The sequence below is a fragment of the Mycolicibacter hiberniae genome (assembly GCF_010729485.1).
GTDB classification, from domain to species: Bacteria; Actinomycetota; Actinomycetes; order Mycobacteriales; family Mycobacteriaceae; genus Mycobacterium; species Mycobacterium hiberniae.
Genome location: NZ_AP022609.1, coordinates 4345741 through 4360603, shown reverse-complemented (window position 1 = coordinate 4360603; position 14863 = coordinate 4345741). Strand labels below are relative to the sequence as shown.

12 protein-coding genes are annotated in these 14863 nt (G+C 65.2%); 4 read left to right on the top strand and 8 right to left on the bottom strand.

What is annotated here, in order from left to right:
• Nucleotide 1: 1 nt before the first annotated feature.
• The 8 genes from G6N14_RS20305 to G6N14_RS20270 all read right to left on the bottom strand — a co-directional run bounded on the left by G6N14_RS20305 (nucleotide 2) and on the right by G6N14_RS20270 (nucleotide 11250).
• A complete protein-coding gene (locus G6N14_RS20305) occupies nucleotides 2-1492 on the bottom strand; it encodes an MCE family protein (protein ID WP_085136585.1) in 1491 nt (496 codons plus the stop codon).
• Complete coding sequence (locus G6N14_RS20300) at nucleotides 1492-2670, bottom strand: MCE family protein (RefSeq protein ID WP_085136584.1); 1179 nt, start codon at nucleotides 2668-2670, stop codon at nucleotides 1492-1494. The genes G6N14_RS20305 and G6N14_RS20300 overlap by 1 nt, the downstream gene beginning before the upstream one ends.
• A complete protein-coding gene (locus G6N14_RS20295) occupies nucleotides 2667-4013 on the bottom strand; it encodes an MCE family protein (RefSeq protein ID WP_085136583.1) in 1347 nt (448 codons plus the stop codon). Before G6N14_RS20295 ends, G6N14_RS20300 begins: the two co-directional genes overlap by 4 nt.
• A complete protein-coding gene (locus G6N14_RS20290; protein WP_085136582.1) occupies nucleotides 4013-5092 on the bottom strand; it encodes an MCE family protein in 1080 nt (359 codons plus the stop codon). The genes G6N14_RS20295 and G6N14_RS20290 overlap by 1 nt, the downstream gene beginning before the upstream one ends.
• Nucleotides 5089-6117, bottom strand: coding sequence for an MCE family protein (locus G6N14_RS20285; RefSeq protein WP_085136581.1), 1029 nt, complete (start codon nucleotides 6115-6117; stop codon nucleotides 5089-5091). Before G6N14_RS20285 ends, G6N14_RS20290 begins: the two co-directional genes overlap by 4 nt.
• Nucleotides 6114-7316, bottom strand: a complete 1203-nt coding sequence (locus G6N14_RS20280) for an MCE family protein (RefSeq protein ID WP_308214871.1) — start codon at nucleotides 7314-7316, stop codon at nucleotides 6114-6116. Before G6N14_RS20280 ends, G6N14_RS20285 begins: the two co-directional genes overlap by 4 nt.
• A 110-nt stretch (nucleotides 7317-7426) precedes the next feature.
• Nucleotides 7427-9784, bottom strand: a complete 2358-nt coding sequence (locus G6N14_RS20275; protein ID WP_085136579.1) for a CaiB/BaiF CoA transferase family protein — start codon at nucleotides 9782-9784, stop codon at nucleotides 7427-7429.
• Nucleotides 9781-11250: an aldehyde dehydrogenase family protein gene (locus G6N14_RS20270; RefSeq protein WP_085136578.1), complete on the bottom strand. Its 1470-nt coding sequence runs from the start codon at nucleotides 11248-11250 to the stop codon at nucleotides 9781-9783. The genes G6N14_RS20275 and G6N14_RS20270 overlap by 4 nt, the downstream gene beginning before the upstream one ends.
• Before the next feature lie 269 nt (nucleotides 11251-11519).
• Here G6N14_RS20270 and G6N14_RS20265 point away from each other — a divergent pair, with 269 nt between their 5' ends.
• The 4 genes from G6N14_RS20265 to G6N14_RS20250 are packed head-to-tail and all read left to right on the top strand — an operon-like array spanning nucleotide 11520 to nucleotide 14849.
• The gene (locus G6N14_RS20265) at nucleotides 11520-12689 is read left to right on the top strand and encodes a cytochrome P450 (protein ID WP_085136756.1); all 1170 of its coding nucleotides are present in this window, start codon (nucleotides 11520-11522) and stop codon (nucleotides 12687-12689) included.
• Entirely contained in the window at nucleotides 12689-13870 is a 1182-nt protein-coding gene (locus G6N14_RS20260) for an acyl-CoA dehydrogenase family protein (RefSeq protein WP_085136577.1), read from the top strand. The genes G6N14_RS20265 and G6N14_RS20260 overlap by 1 nt, the downstream gene beginning before the upstream one ends.
• Nucleotides 13871-13884: 14 nt before the next feature.
• Nucleotides 13885-14433: a MaoC family dehydratase gene (locus G6N14_RS20255; protein ID WP_085136576.1), complete on the top strand. Its 549-nt coding sequence runs from the start codon at nucleotides 13885-13887 to the stop codon at nucleotides 14431-14433.
• 2 nt (nucleotides 14434-14435) lie between these two features.
• Nucleotides 14436-14849 (top strand): Zn-ribbon domain-containing OB-fold protein, encoded by a 414-nt coding sequence (locus G6N14_RS20250; RefSeq protein WP_085136575.1) that lies wholly within the window; start codon nucleotides 14436-14438, stop codon nucleotides 14847-14849.
• Nucleotides 14850-14863 lie beyond the last annotated feature (14 nt).

Here is a 14863-nt window from a genome sequence, read left to right as displayed (position 1 = left end):
CTCACTCATCACGCAGGACAAGGTCCTGCCAACTCTGCTCTGCGGTGGACACTTTCAGATCCGCTTGGCTGCGGGCAACACCATCGGGACCCAGGTAGCGACCTGTCTGCGGATCGTAGGTGGCCACGGCGATCCGCGGGCCGTCATCACCGGTGGTGTGCGCCGAGCTGGGACGCGCACCCGGCGGCAGTGGAGTTCCCTCGACCGGCGCGTAAAGTCGGTCCCCCTCGTCGACCCGGCTGTCAGCCGGGATGCCCTGGGCGAGCAGATTGGGGTCGAACGGGTACGGGCCCAGAGCGTGCTGGCGCATCGCGATGGGTTGGAACGGTTTGTCGCTGTCACAGATCTCCACGGTCGGAGCACGCTTACCGGGGTGCGCCATACACGGCAGATTGCGCAGGCCCCGAACCAGAATCGGTGAATCCTGGGGCAGCTTGCAGTACAACCCGTCCGGCGTATCAATGGTGGTCGTGTCGGCCGGTGAGCGCCACTGCGACGGCGGCAGGAAGCCCACCGTGCACGGCGGCGGATCATTGAGCCCCACCCGGAAGTCGCCCAGCGGATATCCCGTCGCGTTTGCGATGTGCGACAACGCGCCCATTCCCCCGAAAAACGGGGGAACAAGCACCAAAAGTTGTTCCAACGAAGGATTGTAGGTGACTGCGACCTGGCCGAGGCTGGCCAGGTTGGCCAATAACACCGGCAGCGTCGGCTTGACGTCCTCCAGCAGCCGCGAAACCTCGTCAAGTGTTGCCGGCCCCTGCGCGAGGAGAGTGCGCACATGCGGTTCGTCGGCGACGACCTGGTCGGTGACACCGGCCATTGCACGTGCCCAGACCCTGGTTGCATCGGACGACTGCGCTGCCCCGTCCAGCAGTGGCGCGCTGTCCTCGATCAGTGAACGGATCTGCTCTGTCACGCTGTGGGAGGCACGCGAGATGACAGCGGCCGAATCGAACAGCGATCCGAGGTCGTACCCGGCATCGGCGAGCCCCTTGGCCGACTCGTCGAGCAACGCGGTGATCTTGTCTTTGGGCAGGCTCTTCAGAAGAGCGCTGGCGTTGTCGAGCATGGGGCCAACGGGCTGCGGGACTGTGCTGTTGCGCATCGAGATCACCGAGCCGTTCTCCAAGTACGGTGGCCCCGACCCGCGCGGCAACAGATCCACATACTGCTCGCCCACGGCCGACAGGCTGTGCACCTCCGCGATCAGATCGGCGGGTATCCGCGGGCTGGTTTCCAGCGAGAGGGTGGCTTCGGCCCCGGAGGGGGTCAGTGCGACGTCCACGACGACCCCGACCTGCACTCCCCGATATGTCACATTGCCGAATTCGTAAAGCCCGCCGCCGGAGGGCAGTTCGAGGGTGACGGTGATGCGCCCTATCCCCAGAAGGACCGGAAGGCGCAGATAGCCGAAAGCCATGACCGTGATACCCACGACCGCGGCAATGGCAAAGATGATCAACTGGAGCCGAACAAGGCGGGTGAACATCAGCCACCACCGCCCGGTTGGGGTGGTGGCTGAATCTTCAGCGCTTCCTCCCAGGTGGCCGGCGGCGGGGAGATAGGGGCGCCCAAGGGGTTGCGGGTGTAATACGCGTCGTAGCCGATATCACCGGGAGCCGGCACGAGTTGCGCGTTCTGGTCCTCGAAGCGCGTGCCGGCCAGCAGAGTTCGCTTCAGCCGCGCCGTCGTGAAATCGAGGATGACGAAAAGATTCATGAAATCGCCTCGAACTCCCCGGTCGACGATGTTCTGGCTGAACGGGGCGGTGGGCAGATAGCCGAGTACGGCCGCGATCTCAGGTCCGACATCGGCGAGGGCCTTCAGCGTCGGTGCGAGCTTCTCCAGATCGGCGACCAGGTCCGCTTGAGATTCGTCGACCAGAGTGCGCGCCGTATCCCCCAGCCGGCCCAACTTTTCCAGTGCCGAGGTGAACGTGGGCCGCTGTTGTATCAACACGTCCAGCGCCGCCGGAAGACTGCGCAGGGCCGACGACATCACCTCGCGCTGGGTGGCCAGCTGGCCGGACAGCCGATCAAGTGCCTGGACGGATTCGATGACATCACCGCGCTGCTGATCGAACAGGTCGACGAACTCCTCCAGGCGTTCCAACAGTTCTCTGACTTGGGGCTCACGTCCTGACAATGCGGTGTTGACGCCGTGCACGATGTCGCCGATCTGCCCGAGGCCGCCCCCGTTGACCAGTGCCGACAGCGATGCGAGTGTCCGCTCGGTGGAAGGGTAGGACGAGGTCGCCGACAGCGGAATCGTCGAGTTCGGTTCCAGGATCCCCTCCGGAGCCGACCCCAGCGGCGGGTCCAGGGCCACATGCATGGAGCCGAGCAGGCTTGTCTGACCGACGGTGGCAACCGCATTGGCGGGAACCCGGGTCCCCGGACGAACCGTCACGTCGACATCGACATGCCAGTTGTTGAACCTCATCTGACGAACACTGCCTACCACCACGTTCTCGACCATGACCGGCGAATTGGACTCCAGAGTGCCGATGTTGGCGACCTGAAGGTGATAGAGCAGTGCCGTCGGCCCGGTGCCGACAGTACCGGGCAAGGGCAGGGAGTTGATCCCCCGGAATCCGCAGCCGACCGTCGCCACAGCTACGCAGCAGGCCAGCGCGGTCACCCGATTGATGATCTGCGCCAGCCTCATCGGCCCGCACCCTCGTCGTTGGGCTGTCCAGGCAACAGCAGCTCGGGCAGGTTGCTCGGACCGGGCAGCGGAACGTACCCCGCCGGCGGGGGGACATCGTTGTCGGCACCGGTGTAGGCCGACACCGCCGGTGGCGTCTCCGGCGGTCCCGGGGATGGCCCCGATCCCCCCGGGGCCAGTTCGGGATCGCTGTAGATGTAATCCTGCGCCGGCGGCACCGCAGCCAAGAAGGGGTTGACACCGAACGGCAGATAGTTGAAGTCCATGGCGTTCAGCGCCGGTCCGAGGTACTGAGCGCACAGCTTCGCCGACTCCGCCGCCGTGACGTTCTCTATCGCACCGATCGCCCCGCAGATGAACTTCAGCGGATTGGCGAAGTTGGCGAACGCGAAGGTGCCCACGATCCCGCCGTCCCGGGGATCGAAGAAGTTGAGCGTGTTGGCTATCGCGGTCGGACTGACATGGAGGAGCTGCTCGAGGTTGCGCTGCCCGTCGACGAGCACTTGGGTGACAGTGGCCAGTCGCTGGATCTGCTCGCCGGCACCGGCACGCGTGCCGGCGACGAAACGTCGCACATCCTCGACGATCCCGGAGACGTCGGCCAACGCCGCATCAAGGTCGGATCTGCTGCCGTCGATGACGCTTGTCAGCGTTGCCAGCCGATCCTGGAACTGCACGATCTGGGTGTTGCTGTCGCGCAGGGCGCCGATGAAGGTGGCGAGGTTCTTGATCGTCTCGACCAGATCCCCGCTGCCCTCGGCGAGGATACGGCCGGTCCCAGCCAACTGACGCAGCGTCTCCCTGAACTTGTCACCGTTGCCGGCGAACGCGGCGGCCGTGCTGTCGACCAATCGCGACAGCGATGTGCCCGAGACACCGTCGCCGGCGCCGAGCTCGGTGGCCAGCCGGTTGAGCTGCTCCTTGACCTCATCCCACTCCACGGGAATACCCGTGCGCTCCAGGGGAATAACCGCCCCGTCGGGCATGGTGGGCCCGCTGTCCACATAGGCCGGAGTCAGCTGCACATACCGTGCCGAGATCAGGTTCGGGGCCACGATGATGGCCGATGCTTCAGCGGGAATCGGCACGTCACGGGCGACCGTGAAGGTGAGCACAACCCGATCACCCTCGGCTTGGATGGACTTGATCAAGCCGACCTTCACTCCGGCCACCCGCACCTGGTCGCCCGGGTAGATTCCGGTGGCCTTGGTGAACGCCGCGCTGAACGTCTTGGGTGTGAACACGGTCCCGCGGATGACCAAGCCGGTCCCGACGAGCAGCACCGCGACCAGAATCATCGCCGCCACCGCAACCACCCGCCGTGGCGCGTTTCTCAGTGTCATCACGGCCGCTCCGGAATTCCGTTGTACGGCAGGGGCAGCTCCGCTCGCGGTCCGGCGTTGTCGGGAGGCTGGCCGGCGTTGACGCCCCGCCGGAAGCCGAACATGTAGTCCAGGAATGCCTGGGTGAACTGTCCCGGAATCAGGTTCGGCACGTACGCGGTGTAATACGGGCCGTTGGACACGATCTCGCTCAGCGTGGACAGGTATTTGGTGAGACCGGGAAGAGCCTCGGCCAAGTTGTCCCGATTCCTCTCCAGCACCGCCGTTACGGAGTTCAGCTTCGCCAGCATCGGTGCCAGCTCCTGCTCGTTGTCGGCAATCAGCGCCGACAGTTCCCGGGACAGCGCGGAGGTCGCATGAAGCAGAGTGACGATGGCCTGCCGCCGCGGCACCAGAATCGCCAGGAGATCGTTGGAGTTGAGGATCAGTTGGTTGACCTGGCTGCTGTGATCGGCGAGGGTTCCGACGACCTTCCGGGTGGAGTCCAGCAGGGCGCTCACCTGCTGATTGCGGCTGTTGAGAGATCGCGACAGGCGGGTCAGTCCGTCGAACGTGGGACCGAGTTGGGGAGCGATCTCGTTGATGGTGTCGGCAAGCGTGTCCAGTGATCGGTTCAGCGTGTCGAAGCTGGTTCCGGCGGTGTTGGCCGTCAATTCACCGACGGCCTCCGACAGTGCATAAGGTGATGCCGTCCGTGCGGCCGGAATCACCGCTCGGGGAGCGAGCACCCCGGGACCGGCGGACTCGAGCGTGAGGATTCGCTCACCGAGCAGGGTCCCGGTTCGGATGTGGGCGGTGGTCTCCGATCCCAGCACCACCTTGCGCTCGACGGTGAAGTCCACCATCGCCCGGCCACGCACCAAGGAGACCTCGGTGACCGATCCGACCTTGATTCCCGAAACCGTCACCTTGTTGCCGACGCTGAGCCCTCCCGCCTCGAGGAATTCCGCCTGGTAGCGAGCAGATGTGGCCCATTCGGTGAAGAGTTCCGGGCGCATGCCCACGGCAATGACCAGCAGGATGACCACGGACCCGAGGAAGCCGCCCCGCGCCAGATGTGCACCGCGGTATCTGATCATGGCGCCTCGGCACACCTTCCGGTTTCCTGCTTGATCCACGGGAACACCGCGGTTCGCCCCTGCAGATCGCTGACCCGGATCTGGATGCCGCACAGGTAGTAGTTCAGGAAGCTGCCGTATGCCCCGATCCGGGCGAGCTTGCGATAGTTGTCGGGCGCCTTCATCAGGGCGGCTTCGAGATCGTCGTTGCCGCCCTCGAGGTTGGGAGCCAGCCGGCCCAACTCAGCGATCGTCGCGGTCAGCGGGGGGCGTGCATGCGTGAGCAGCTGGGCGAGTGACGTGGTTCCGGCGCTCAGTGCATCGATCGCGGCGCCGATCGGCTCGCGTTCCTGTGCCAGTTCGCCGACCAGTCGATCCAGCCGCCGAATGGCGCCGGCGAAATGCTCACCGTCACGTGACATCGAGGCCATCGCTGTGTTGAGGTTGTCGATCAACTGCTCGAGCACCTGCTGGTTGTCTGCCAAAGTGTTGGTGAACGACGATGTCTTGGAGAACAGCGACTCCATCGTGGGTCCCTGCCCCTGCATGATCTGCACCAGAGACGCCGTGAGCGTGTTGACGTCTGCCGGATTGAGCCCCTGGATCACCGGTTTGAGGCCCCCCAGCAGCACATCGAGATCGAGAGCAGGCGCCGTCTGGTCGATCGGTATGCGGCTGCCCGCCGGAAGGACTGCGGTGGAGCCGGGCGCATCGACCAACTCCAGGTATCGGTCGCCCACCAGGTTCAGATAGCGCACGGCCACCCGGCTTCCGAGGGTCAGGACGACCGACGGTTCCGCGTCGAAGTCGACCACCACGGTCTTGTCCGGCTTGAGAGAAACGCCGGTCACCGTCCCCACCCGCAGGCCCGCCGCGCGCACCGAATCCCCGGACTTCAACCCCGAGGTGTCGGCAAATGTCGCGGAATAGGCGTTGGCCCGGCCGCCGCGGTACTCGCTGAACACCACCACCAGACCGACCGTCACCAGGAACATCACCACAGCGAACGCACTGAACTTGACGAGCGTTCTTCTGGCACCGTTCATCCCGGATGGCCGATCTGCATGCTGTTGCGGGGCGGTCCGTCGGTCGGTCCGAACAGCACTTGTTTGAGTCCATCGGCGTTGAGCACGATGCCGGGGTTGCCGTAGCGGTACGGGTTGGCGCCGGTATCGGCAACCACATAGGGCGGGCGCTTCTCGAACGCAACGGGCAACCCCGCGCACTGCGGTCCGCCGGTGGCCGCCACCTTCGGTAGATCCTGTGGGTAGCGGTAGCGTTCGACTCCCCAGGTGAAGCCGGTACTGACCTCTGCGCCGGGCAGGCGCAGCGGTGGGGCCTTGACCAACGGGATCAGTCCGCTCAGCAGGCAGTACAGAGCCGGGTTGTAACGGTTCAGCAGATCAGTGGTCGGTACCAGCAGGCGCAGGGTATCGGACAGGGCGCCCCGGTTACCTCCGATGACATCGTTGCCGGCGTCGGCCAAGCCGACCAGGCTGAGCAGGGAGCGCTCCAGATTCGCCTGCTGATCGACGACCAGGGCACTGAGCCGACTCGAATTCCGCAGTGTCGTCATCAGATCGGGCGTCACATCAGCAAACGTGCTCACCACTGACGGTGTCGCGGCCAGGTCGTGGCGAAGGCTGGGCAGGCTGGGTCGCAGCCGGTTCAGCAGCCCGTCGGCATCGGCGATGGTGGCACCCAACTGTTGGCCGCGACCGGCCAAGCCGGCGGCCAACGCGGTGACCACGGTGTTCAACTTTTCGGGTTGCACCGCCGAGACCACCTCGTTGAGCTGCTGGAAGACGGTGTTGACCTCCACGGTGACCCGGTCGGCGGCGATGACCTCACCGGCTCGCAAGGTGCCCACGGCGGCGGTCTGCGGGGATGTCAGCTGCACATATTTGGATCCGAAAACCGTTGTCGCCGATATGTCGACCGACACGTTGGCCGGAATGCGCTTCAGGCTGGCCGGATCCATGGCCAGACGAATGATCGCAGTGCCGTGGTCGCCTTCCTCGATCGAGGCGACCCTGCCGACCTCGACGTCGCGCATCTTGACCTTTGCCGCCGGATTCATCATCAGCCCGGCTCGGTCGGCGATGACGGTGACCGGTACCGAATTGTCGAACAGGGCCCCGTTGAACAGTTGTGCGGCAAACCAAATGACCGAACCGATGGCAACGACCGTGGCAAGCCCCACGCCTGCGCGCAGTAGGCTCCCCGGACCGTTGGTCATGGCCATCGACCGCCCCTCCGCGACAGTGAAGTGATCCTTTCAGATACTGTAAATGACTATTCTCACATCGTGCGCCGAACGTGTCAGCGACTTCGATGCGCTCCCGGCCGGCGGCGCTATCGTTCCCGAAGGCGCTCCCCGATCACCTCGCCGGCGCGCAGCGCATCGATCTGCTCCGCGGTCAGGCCCAGCTCCGACAGCACCTCGGCATTGTGCTGGCCGAGGGTGGGCGGTGCCGAGCGGTGGTGCCGGCGAGGCCCCGGCGACATCTGGAAGGGCCAACCGGGATAGCGATGGTCGCCTGTGATCGGATGGCGCAGCTCCTGGTAGAACCCCCGGGCATCCAGCTGCTCGACGTCATACATGCGCTCGGGTGTCAGCACCCGTTCGGCGGGCACCCCGCGGCTGCTCAGTTCCGCCACCGCTGCCGCCGCGTCACACCCACCGGTCCACTCCGCCACAACGGCATCGAACGCGTCATGGTTCGTCCGCCGCGCCTGAGCTGTGGCGAACCGCGCATCGTCGACGAGGGCAGGTTGCCCGGCGGCCTCGGCGAACGCGGCCCAATCCGTGTCATCGCGTATCGAAAGCGCGATCCAGTCATCGGCGCCCGCCGTCGGATAGACGCCCTGAACGTACTCGCGGTGACGATTGCCCTCACGTTCGGGAAGCTGACCGGTCAGGGAGTACTCGATGACGGGCTCGGCGGCCACCGCGGCGCCGACCTCGATCTGCGCCACCTCGATGAGTTGGCCCTCACCGGTCCGATTCCGGTGTTCGAGCGCCGCCTGCAGCGCCACCGCGGCGTGGACGCCTGCGATCGGATCGGCCGGGCCCTGCAGGTTGCACGGCGGACCATCCGGGTATCCGGTCGACGCCGACATCCCGGACAGTTGTTCGATGTTCAATGCCCAACCGACGTAGTCGCGCCACGGCCCGGCCAGTCCGAAACCGGGCATCCGCACCATGATCACCCCGGGGTTCGCCTCCGCCAGGGAGTCGTAGTCCAGACCGAACTGCTCGACGACACGCGGCGAGTAGTTCTCCACCACCACGTCAGCCTCGGCGGCCATCCGCAGCGCGAGTTCGCGTCCCGCCTCCGACGAGAGGTCCAGAGTGATGTCCCGCTTGTTGAGGTTCGTACCCTGCCAGAGCGGGCCGCGCTCGTACCAGTCGTCGCCGTCGCGGAGCAACGAGCCCGAATAACGGTGCCCGTCGGGCCGCTGGATCGACTCGACCTTGACGACATCGGCACCGAACGCACCCAGGTAGCAGGTGAGGTAGGCACCAGCCCAGAAGGTACTGAGATCGAAGACCTTCAGCCCCTGAAACGGTTGCGCGGCCTGCGCTGCCGGCGCGAATCCCGCACCGGCGGTGGACGACCACCCCGTGGGGGTCGGCGACGGTACCGGCACCTCCCCCGGCCTTTGGGCCGGGGTCTTGGACAACCGGAAGGGCGCTCCGGGGCGGGTAAAGGTGCTGCCGAGACCGCTTCCCGCGATGAAGAATCCCCGCTCGGAATACTGCGGGCAGCTGACAATCGTTGCGCCGTCGGTGATGGGCGCCGCCGGAATGCGCATCGCCTGGCTCAACTCGACGATGTCGGCGACCGTCATGGCGTCAAGCCACGGTTGCACCTTGGCGAAGAACTCTGCTCGCTCGGGTCCACCGACCATGATGGCGATCTGGTGTTCGGCGAACTCCGGCAGCCCGACCATGGCACACACATCAAGCCAGTGCTGCCCGGTCAGACAGTTGATGCCGACCCAACCGTCGGCGGCCTTCACGATGCCCAGCATCGGTGCGCCTTTGGCGTTCCCGGGTAGCCCGATCTTCATGAGACGCTCGGCCAACAACATGGGGTAGGGCAGCGTCGAGAGCAGACATTCGAACATCGACACGTCGACCTCGACGGGGTGGTCGACACCGCCCGCCGCGATGCGAACGGCCGTCAGCGCTGCCATCGCCGCGTAGCTCCCCGCGATGTATTCCGGGATACGAATGCCGGCCTGCACCGGCGGTCGCCCGGGCTGCCTGTCGGTGACCCACCCCGCGGATGCCTGCATGGTCAGCGGCGTCGTCACCCGACCGCGCAGTGGCCCCTGCTGTCCGAATCCCGAGATGCGCACGACCACCAGACCTGGATTCAGGCGTTGCAGGACCGCGCCGCCCAGACCCCATGCGTCGAGGGTTCCGGGCGCCAGGCTCTCGACCAACACATCAGCGCCGGCAATCAGCGCTTGGGCCGCCTCGAGATCCGCCGAATCCTCCGGACGCACAGTCGTACTGTGCTTGCCGGCATTCAGATACGCGAACAACCCACCGCCGGTACCCCAGGTCCGCAGGGGGTCTCCGGTCGGCGGCTCGATCTTGTGGACCTCAGCGCCGAGATCGGCCAGCAGCTTGGTGCAGTAGGGACCCGCGATCTGCCCGCCGATCTCGACGACTCGCAGTCCTGACAGCGCCCCGGTCATGCGGGTCTACCGATCACTTTCGGCTCCATATAAGAACGAAGTCCCAGGACACCGCCTTCGCGACCGATCCCGCTCTGTCCGAATCCACCGAACGGCGCGTCACCGGCAATCGTGCCGTTTATCGACACCTGCCCCGTCCTGAGGCGGCGCGCGATATCGACGGCCCGCTCCACGTCGGCTGCCCATACCGCCCCGCCGAGTCCGTACTGCGAATTGTTGGCAATGGCGACAGCCTCGTCGTCGTCGCGGTAACGCAGGACCGTCAGCACCGGTCCGAAAACCTCCTCCTGGGCGATGTGGGAAGCAGCCGTCGCATCGGCGAGGATGGTCGGTTCGAAGTAGAAACCGGCAGACAGTTCCTTCGGGCGACGGCCACCGGTGACCACGGTCGCGCCATCGGATTCTGCTCGGGCGACGAACCCCGCCACCCGGTCCCGGTGTTGGGCGCTGATCAGCGGACCCATGGTGACACCGGCATCGGTCGGATCCCCGACCACGACGCCGCGCGCCAGTTCAGCCAGCCGACCGAGGACATCGTCGTGCAGGGACGCGGGAAGCAGCAACCGGCTGTTGAGGATGCAGGCCTGGCCGGCATGCAGGGTGCAGCAGTCGAAGAGCAGTCGTTCCAATAATTCGTCGGTGACCTCGACATCGTCGGTGAGAATGGCGGCCGACTTGCCGCCGCATTCCAGCAGCACGCGTTTCATCGTCGGCGCGGCGGCAGCCATCACCGCGCGTCCCACCGCGGAGCTTCCGGTGAAACTGACCAGGTCGACACGGGGGTCCTGGGTCAGCGCCGCGCTCGCCTCGACGCTGTCCGGGGTCACAACGTTGACCACACCGGGCGGGATATCGGTCTCTTCGTCGATCAGCCGCGCCAGCGTCAACGCGGCCAGCGGCGTCAGCGGCGACGGTTTGAGCACGATCGTATTCCCGGCCGCCAGCGCAGCGCCCACCTTCATCGCGTTGAGCGTGTGCGGGAAGTTCCACGGCGTCAGAATCGATACGACTCCCAGGGGCTCGTACCGCAGCAGGGTCTTTCCGGAAGCGCCCCAGGCCTCAAGCGGTGCCTCTGCCGGCTCGCGTGCCAACGTTGCGGCATTGCCCACCATGACAGCGGGACCTTCGACATGGATGAGTCGTTCGTTTGCCGTGCAGCCCCATTCGGCCTGCGCCAACGCATAGATCTCGTCAGCGTGGGCCAGCAGCGCCGTACTGAGCTGCTGGATGCAGTCAGCTCGCTCGGCGGGTGCGGCCTGCGACCATACGCCGGAGTCGAACGCGCTGCGCGCCGCTCCGACGGCCTTCGCGACGAGGTCGACGCTCGCGTTCGGCGCTGAAGCCACCACCTGCTCGGTCGCCGGGTTGATGACGTCATAGCGGCCGATATCGGGATCGACCCACTGCCCGTCGATGTAGTGCCCGTCGATGTAGTGCCCGTCGATCAGCGCCTGCGAATCGGCCATCCCACCACCCAGCCCCTCTAGACATTCAGCGGGCATATGTCGATACGAATCCGACATTTGCCCATTCTTTGCACGACGCCCCTCGGCTCCAATCGGCCTGGATAATGGCTTACTACAAGCTATTTTGCCGATTGACGCGGCGGCAGTCCTACTGGTAAGACTGACCCGTAACCCGACAGTTGAAGGATGACTGTCCGCCTGCTTTATGTCAAGGAAGGGCACCTGAATTGGCCACGAAGCACGCCAGTCGCCCCACCACCACCCATCCCCTGCATTCGCCGGACTTCTACGCCGGCGACCCCTATCCCGCCTACCGTGAACTTCGCGCCGGCACGCCGGTGGTGTGGAACGACGTCACCGACTTCTGGGCGCTGTGCAAGTACGAAGACGTGCGCTTCGTCTCCGGGAATCCGGGCCTGTTCACCTCGACCAAGGGCATCACCATCCCCGACCCCGAACAGCCGGAGCCGGTTCAGGAGGGCAACCTGATCTTCACCGACCCGCCGCGGCACCGCCAGCTCCGCAATCTCATCAACGCCGGCTTCACCCGCAGGCAGGTCACGCTGCTCGAGCCGAAGATCCGCAGCCTCGTCAAGGGCATCGTCGACGGTATCGATTCCACCCGCGAGTACGAGTTCGCCGAAGAGATCGCCGCACCGTTACCGACCCGGATGATCGCCGAGATGCTCGGGGCGCCACCGGAGGACTGGGAGCAATTTCGCACGTGGTCGGATGCCGCCGTCGGGACCGCAGACCCGGACATCGAAATGGATTCCCTGCAGGCACTGGCCGAGCTGTTCAACTACTTCACCAAGCTGATCGCGGATCGCCGCAGCGGAGAGGTCAGCGGAGAGGATCTGCTCTCGATCCTCGCCGCGGCCGAGGTCGACGGTGAGCGGTTGTCCGACGAGGACCTGCTCAATTTCTCGTTCCTGCTGCTGGTGGCCGGTAACGAAACCACCCGCAACCTGCTCGCTCTGGGCACCAAAGCCCTGATCGACCACCCGGACCAGTTCGCACTGCTGCGACGGGACCCCTCGTTGCTGCCGGACGCCGTCGAAGAGATGCTCAGGTACACCAGCCCGGTCACCCACATGGCGCGCCGGGCCACCGAGGACATCGAGATTCGTGGACAGCAGATCGCGGCCGGCGACATCGTGGTCATGCTGTACGGGTCGGCGAACCGCGACGAGGAGGTCTTCGGCACCGACAGCGAGACCTTCGACATCACCCGCCGGCCGAACCCGCACATCGCCTTCGGTGCAGGTGAACACGCATGCCTGGGAGCGCAATTGGCACGCCTCGAAGCGAGGGTGATGTTCGAGGTGTTGCTGGGCGCCTATCCGACGATTGAACTGACCGGCGACGTGACTCGGCTGCGGGCCACCATGGTTCCGGGCGTCAAGCGGATGCCGGTTCGAATGAGCGCGGGATCCTGATGGAATTCGACTACACGCCTGCGCAGGAAGAGTTGCGCCGGGACTACCGAGCACGCCTTGAAGCGGTAATGACCCCGGAACGACGGGCCGCCATGGCCGGACGCCTGGAGGGTGGTCCGGCAGTAACCGAGTGCCGCCGCGCGCTCGGGCAAGCCGGCCTGCTCGGCGTGGCCTGGCCCACCGAATACGGCGGCCACGGCCTGACGGCTCTGGAGCAGTACATCTTCGACGAGGAAGCTCGGCGGGTCCATGCTCCGCTTCCGATGATCACGCTGAACACTGTGGGGCCGACACTGATTCAGTTCGGAACCGAGCAGCAGAAGAGCCGGTTCCTGCCGGCGATCCTGAAGGGCGAAGTCGATTTCGCAGTCGGATACTCCGAGCCCGGCGCCGGCAGCGACCTGGCTTCCCTGCGGACGAGCGCGGTGCGCGACGGCGACGAGTTCGTGATCAACGGCTCCAAGATGTTCACCAGCGGTGCCGAGTTCGCCGACTACATCTGGCTGGCGGCTCGTACCGATCCGGACGCGAAGAAGCACAAGGGCATTACGCTGTTCATCGTCCCGACCGACAGTCCCGGTTTCTCCTGGAAACCGCTGCACACCATGCCGGGGGTCTCTACCTACTACACCTTCTATGACGATGTTCGGGTACCGGCGGATTCCATCGTGCTCGGGGAGAACGAGGGCTGGAAACTCGTCACCAACCAGCTGAACCTGGAAAGGGCCGCACTCGGGAACCTCGGCGCTTTGGAACCGCTGTTCCGCAAGACACTCAGCTGGGCCGAGTCGACGCCGCTCGATGACGGACTGGTGATCGACCAGCCCTGGGTCCGGCAGGCTTTGGCACGGGTCGAGGCGCAGGTGGCGGCGTATCGGTTGATGAACCTGCGGGTGAACACCACGCTGAGCACCGGAGCGCTCGGCATGGGCGAGGCATCCGCCACGAAAGTCTTCGGAACCGAACTGACACAACAGGTCGCTCGCGAGCTGCTTGACATCGTCGGCCAAGCCGGCCTCCGCAAGGGTTCCACCGCTCCGCTGCAGGGCGAACTGGAAAGTGCCTACCGCCTGGCGGTCATCAACACGTTCGGTGGCGGCGCCAACGAGATCCAGCGCGACATCATCGCCATGGCGGGCTTGCTCATGCCCCGGGCTCCCCGCGATACGCGAGCCTCCTGAAGGAAGGGTTTGACGTGACAGAAATGACGAAAGACGACCTGCGCCAGCGTCTTGACGCACTCGTCGGGCAACCGATCAGCTCGGGACAACCGGTCCAGGCACCGGATCCGGTCAATGCGGCCATGATTCGGCACTGGGCATACGCATTGAGCGACTTCAACCCGGCGTACCTCGATGAGGAGTTCGCGACGAATTCGCGCTACGGCGGTATCGTGTCCCCTCCGGTGATGCTGCAGTCGTGGACCATGGCGCCACCCAAGCTCGAGGGCATCCACGAACGTGGGGGCGTGCCGATCGAGATCGGCGAGAATCCACTGCAATGCCTGGCCGACGCCGGCTATACCGGAATCGTCGCCACCAACTCCGAATTCGAGATCGAACGCTACCCCCGCGTCGGTGACGACATTACGGCCGAAACGGTGTTCGAGAGCATCTCCGATGAGAAGAAGACGGGGATGGGCACCGGATTTTTCGTCACCTGGGTCACCACTTACCGGACTCAAGGCGGCGAGGTCCTCGGACGCCAGCGGTTCCGCACGCTGCGCTTCAAGAAAGACGGCTGACCATGGCCCACAGACTTGCGCCCTCGATCAGCCCCGACACCGAGTTCTTCTGGCAAGGCCTCAAGGATCACGAGCTGCGGATACAGCAGTGCACCGACTGCAAAGCCCTTCGGGTGCCGCCGCGCCCGATGTGCGGCAAGTGCCAGTCATTGCACTGGGACTACGTGGTATCCACCGGCAGGGGAACGGTTTACAGCTTTGTGATGCCGCAGTATCCGCCCTTGCCGTTCCTGAAGTACCCCTACGTCGTCGCCCTGATCGAATTGGACGAGGGCGTGCGTATCGTCTCGAACCTGTGTGACATCGAGCCCGGCGACATCACAGTGGGCATGCCCGTTCAGGTCTTCTACGAGACCTTCGAAGCCCTGCCAAGCGGAGACGAATTGGTACTGCACCAATTCCGACCGGCACTCTGACCCGAGGCTGGACA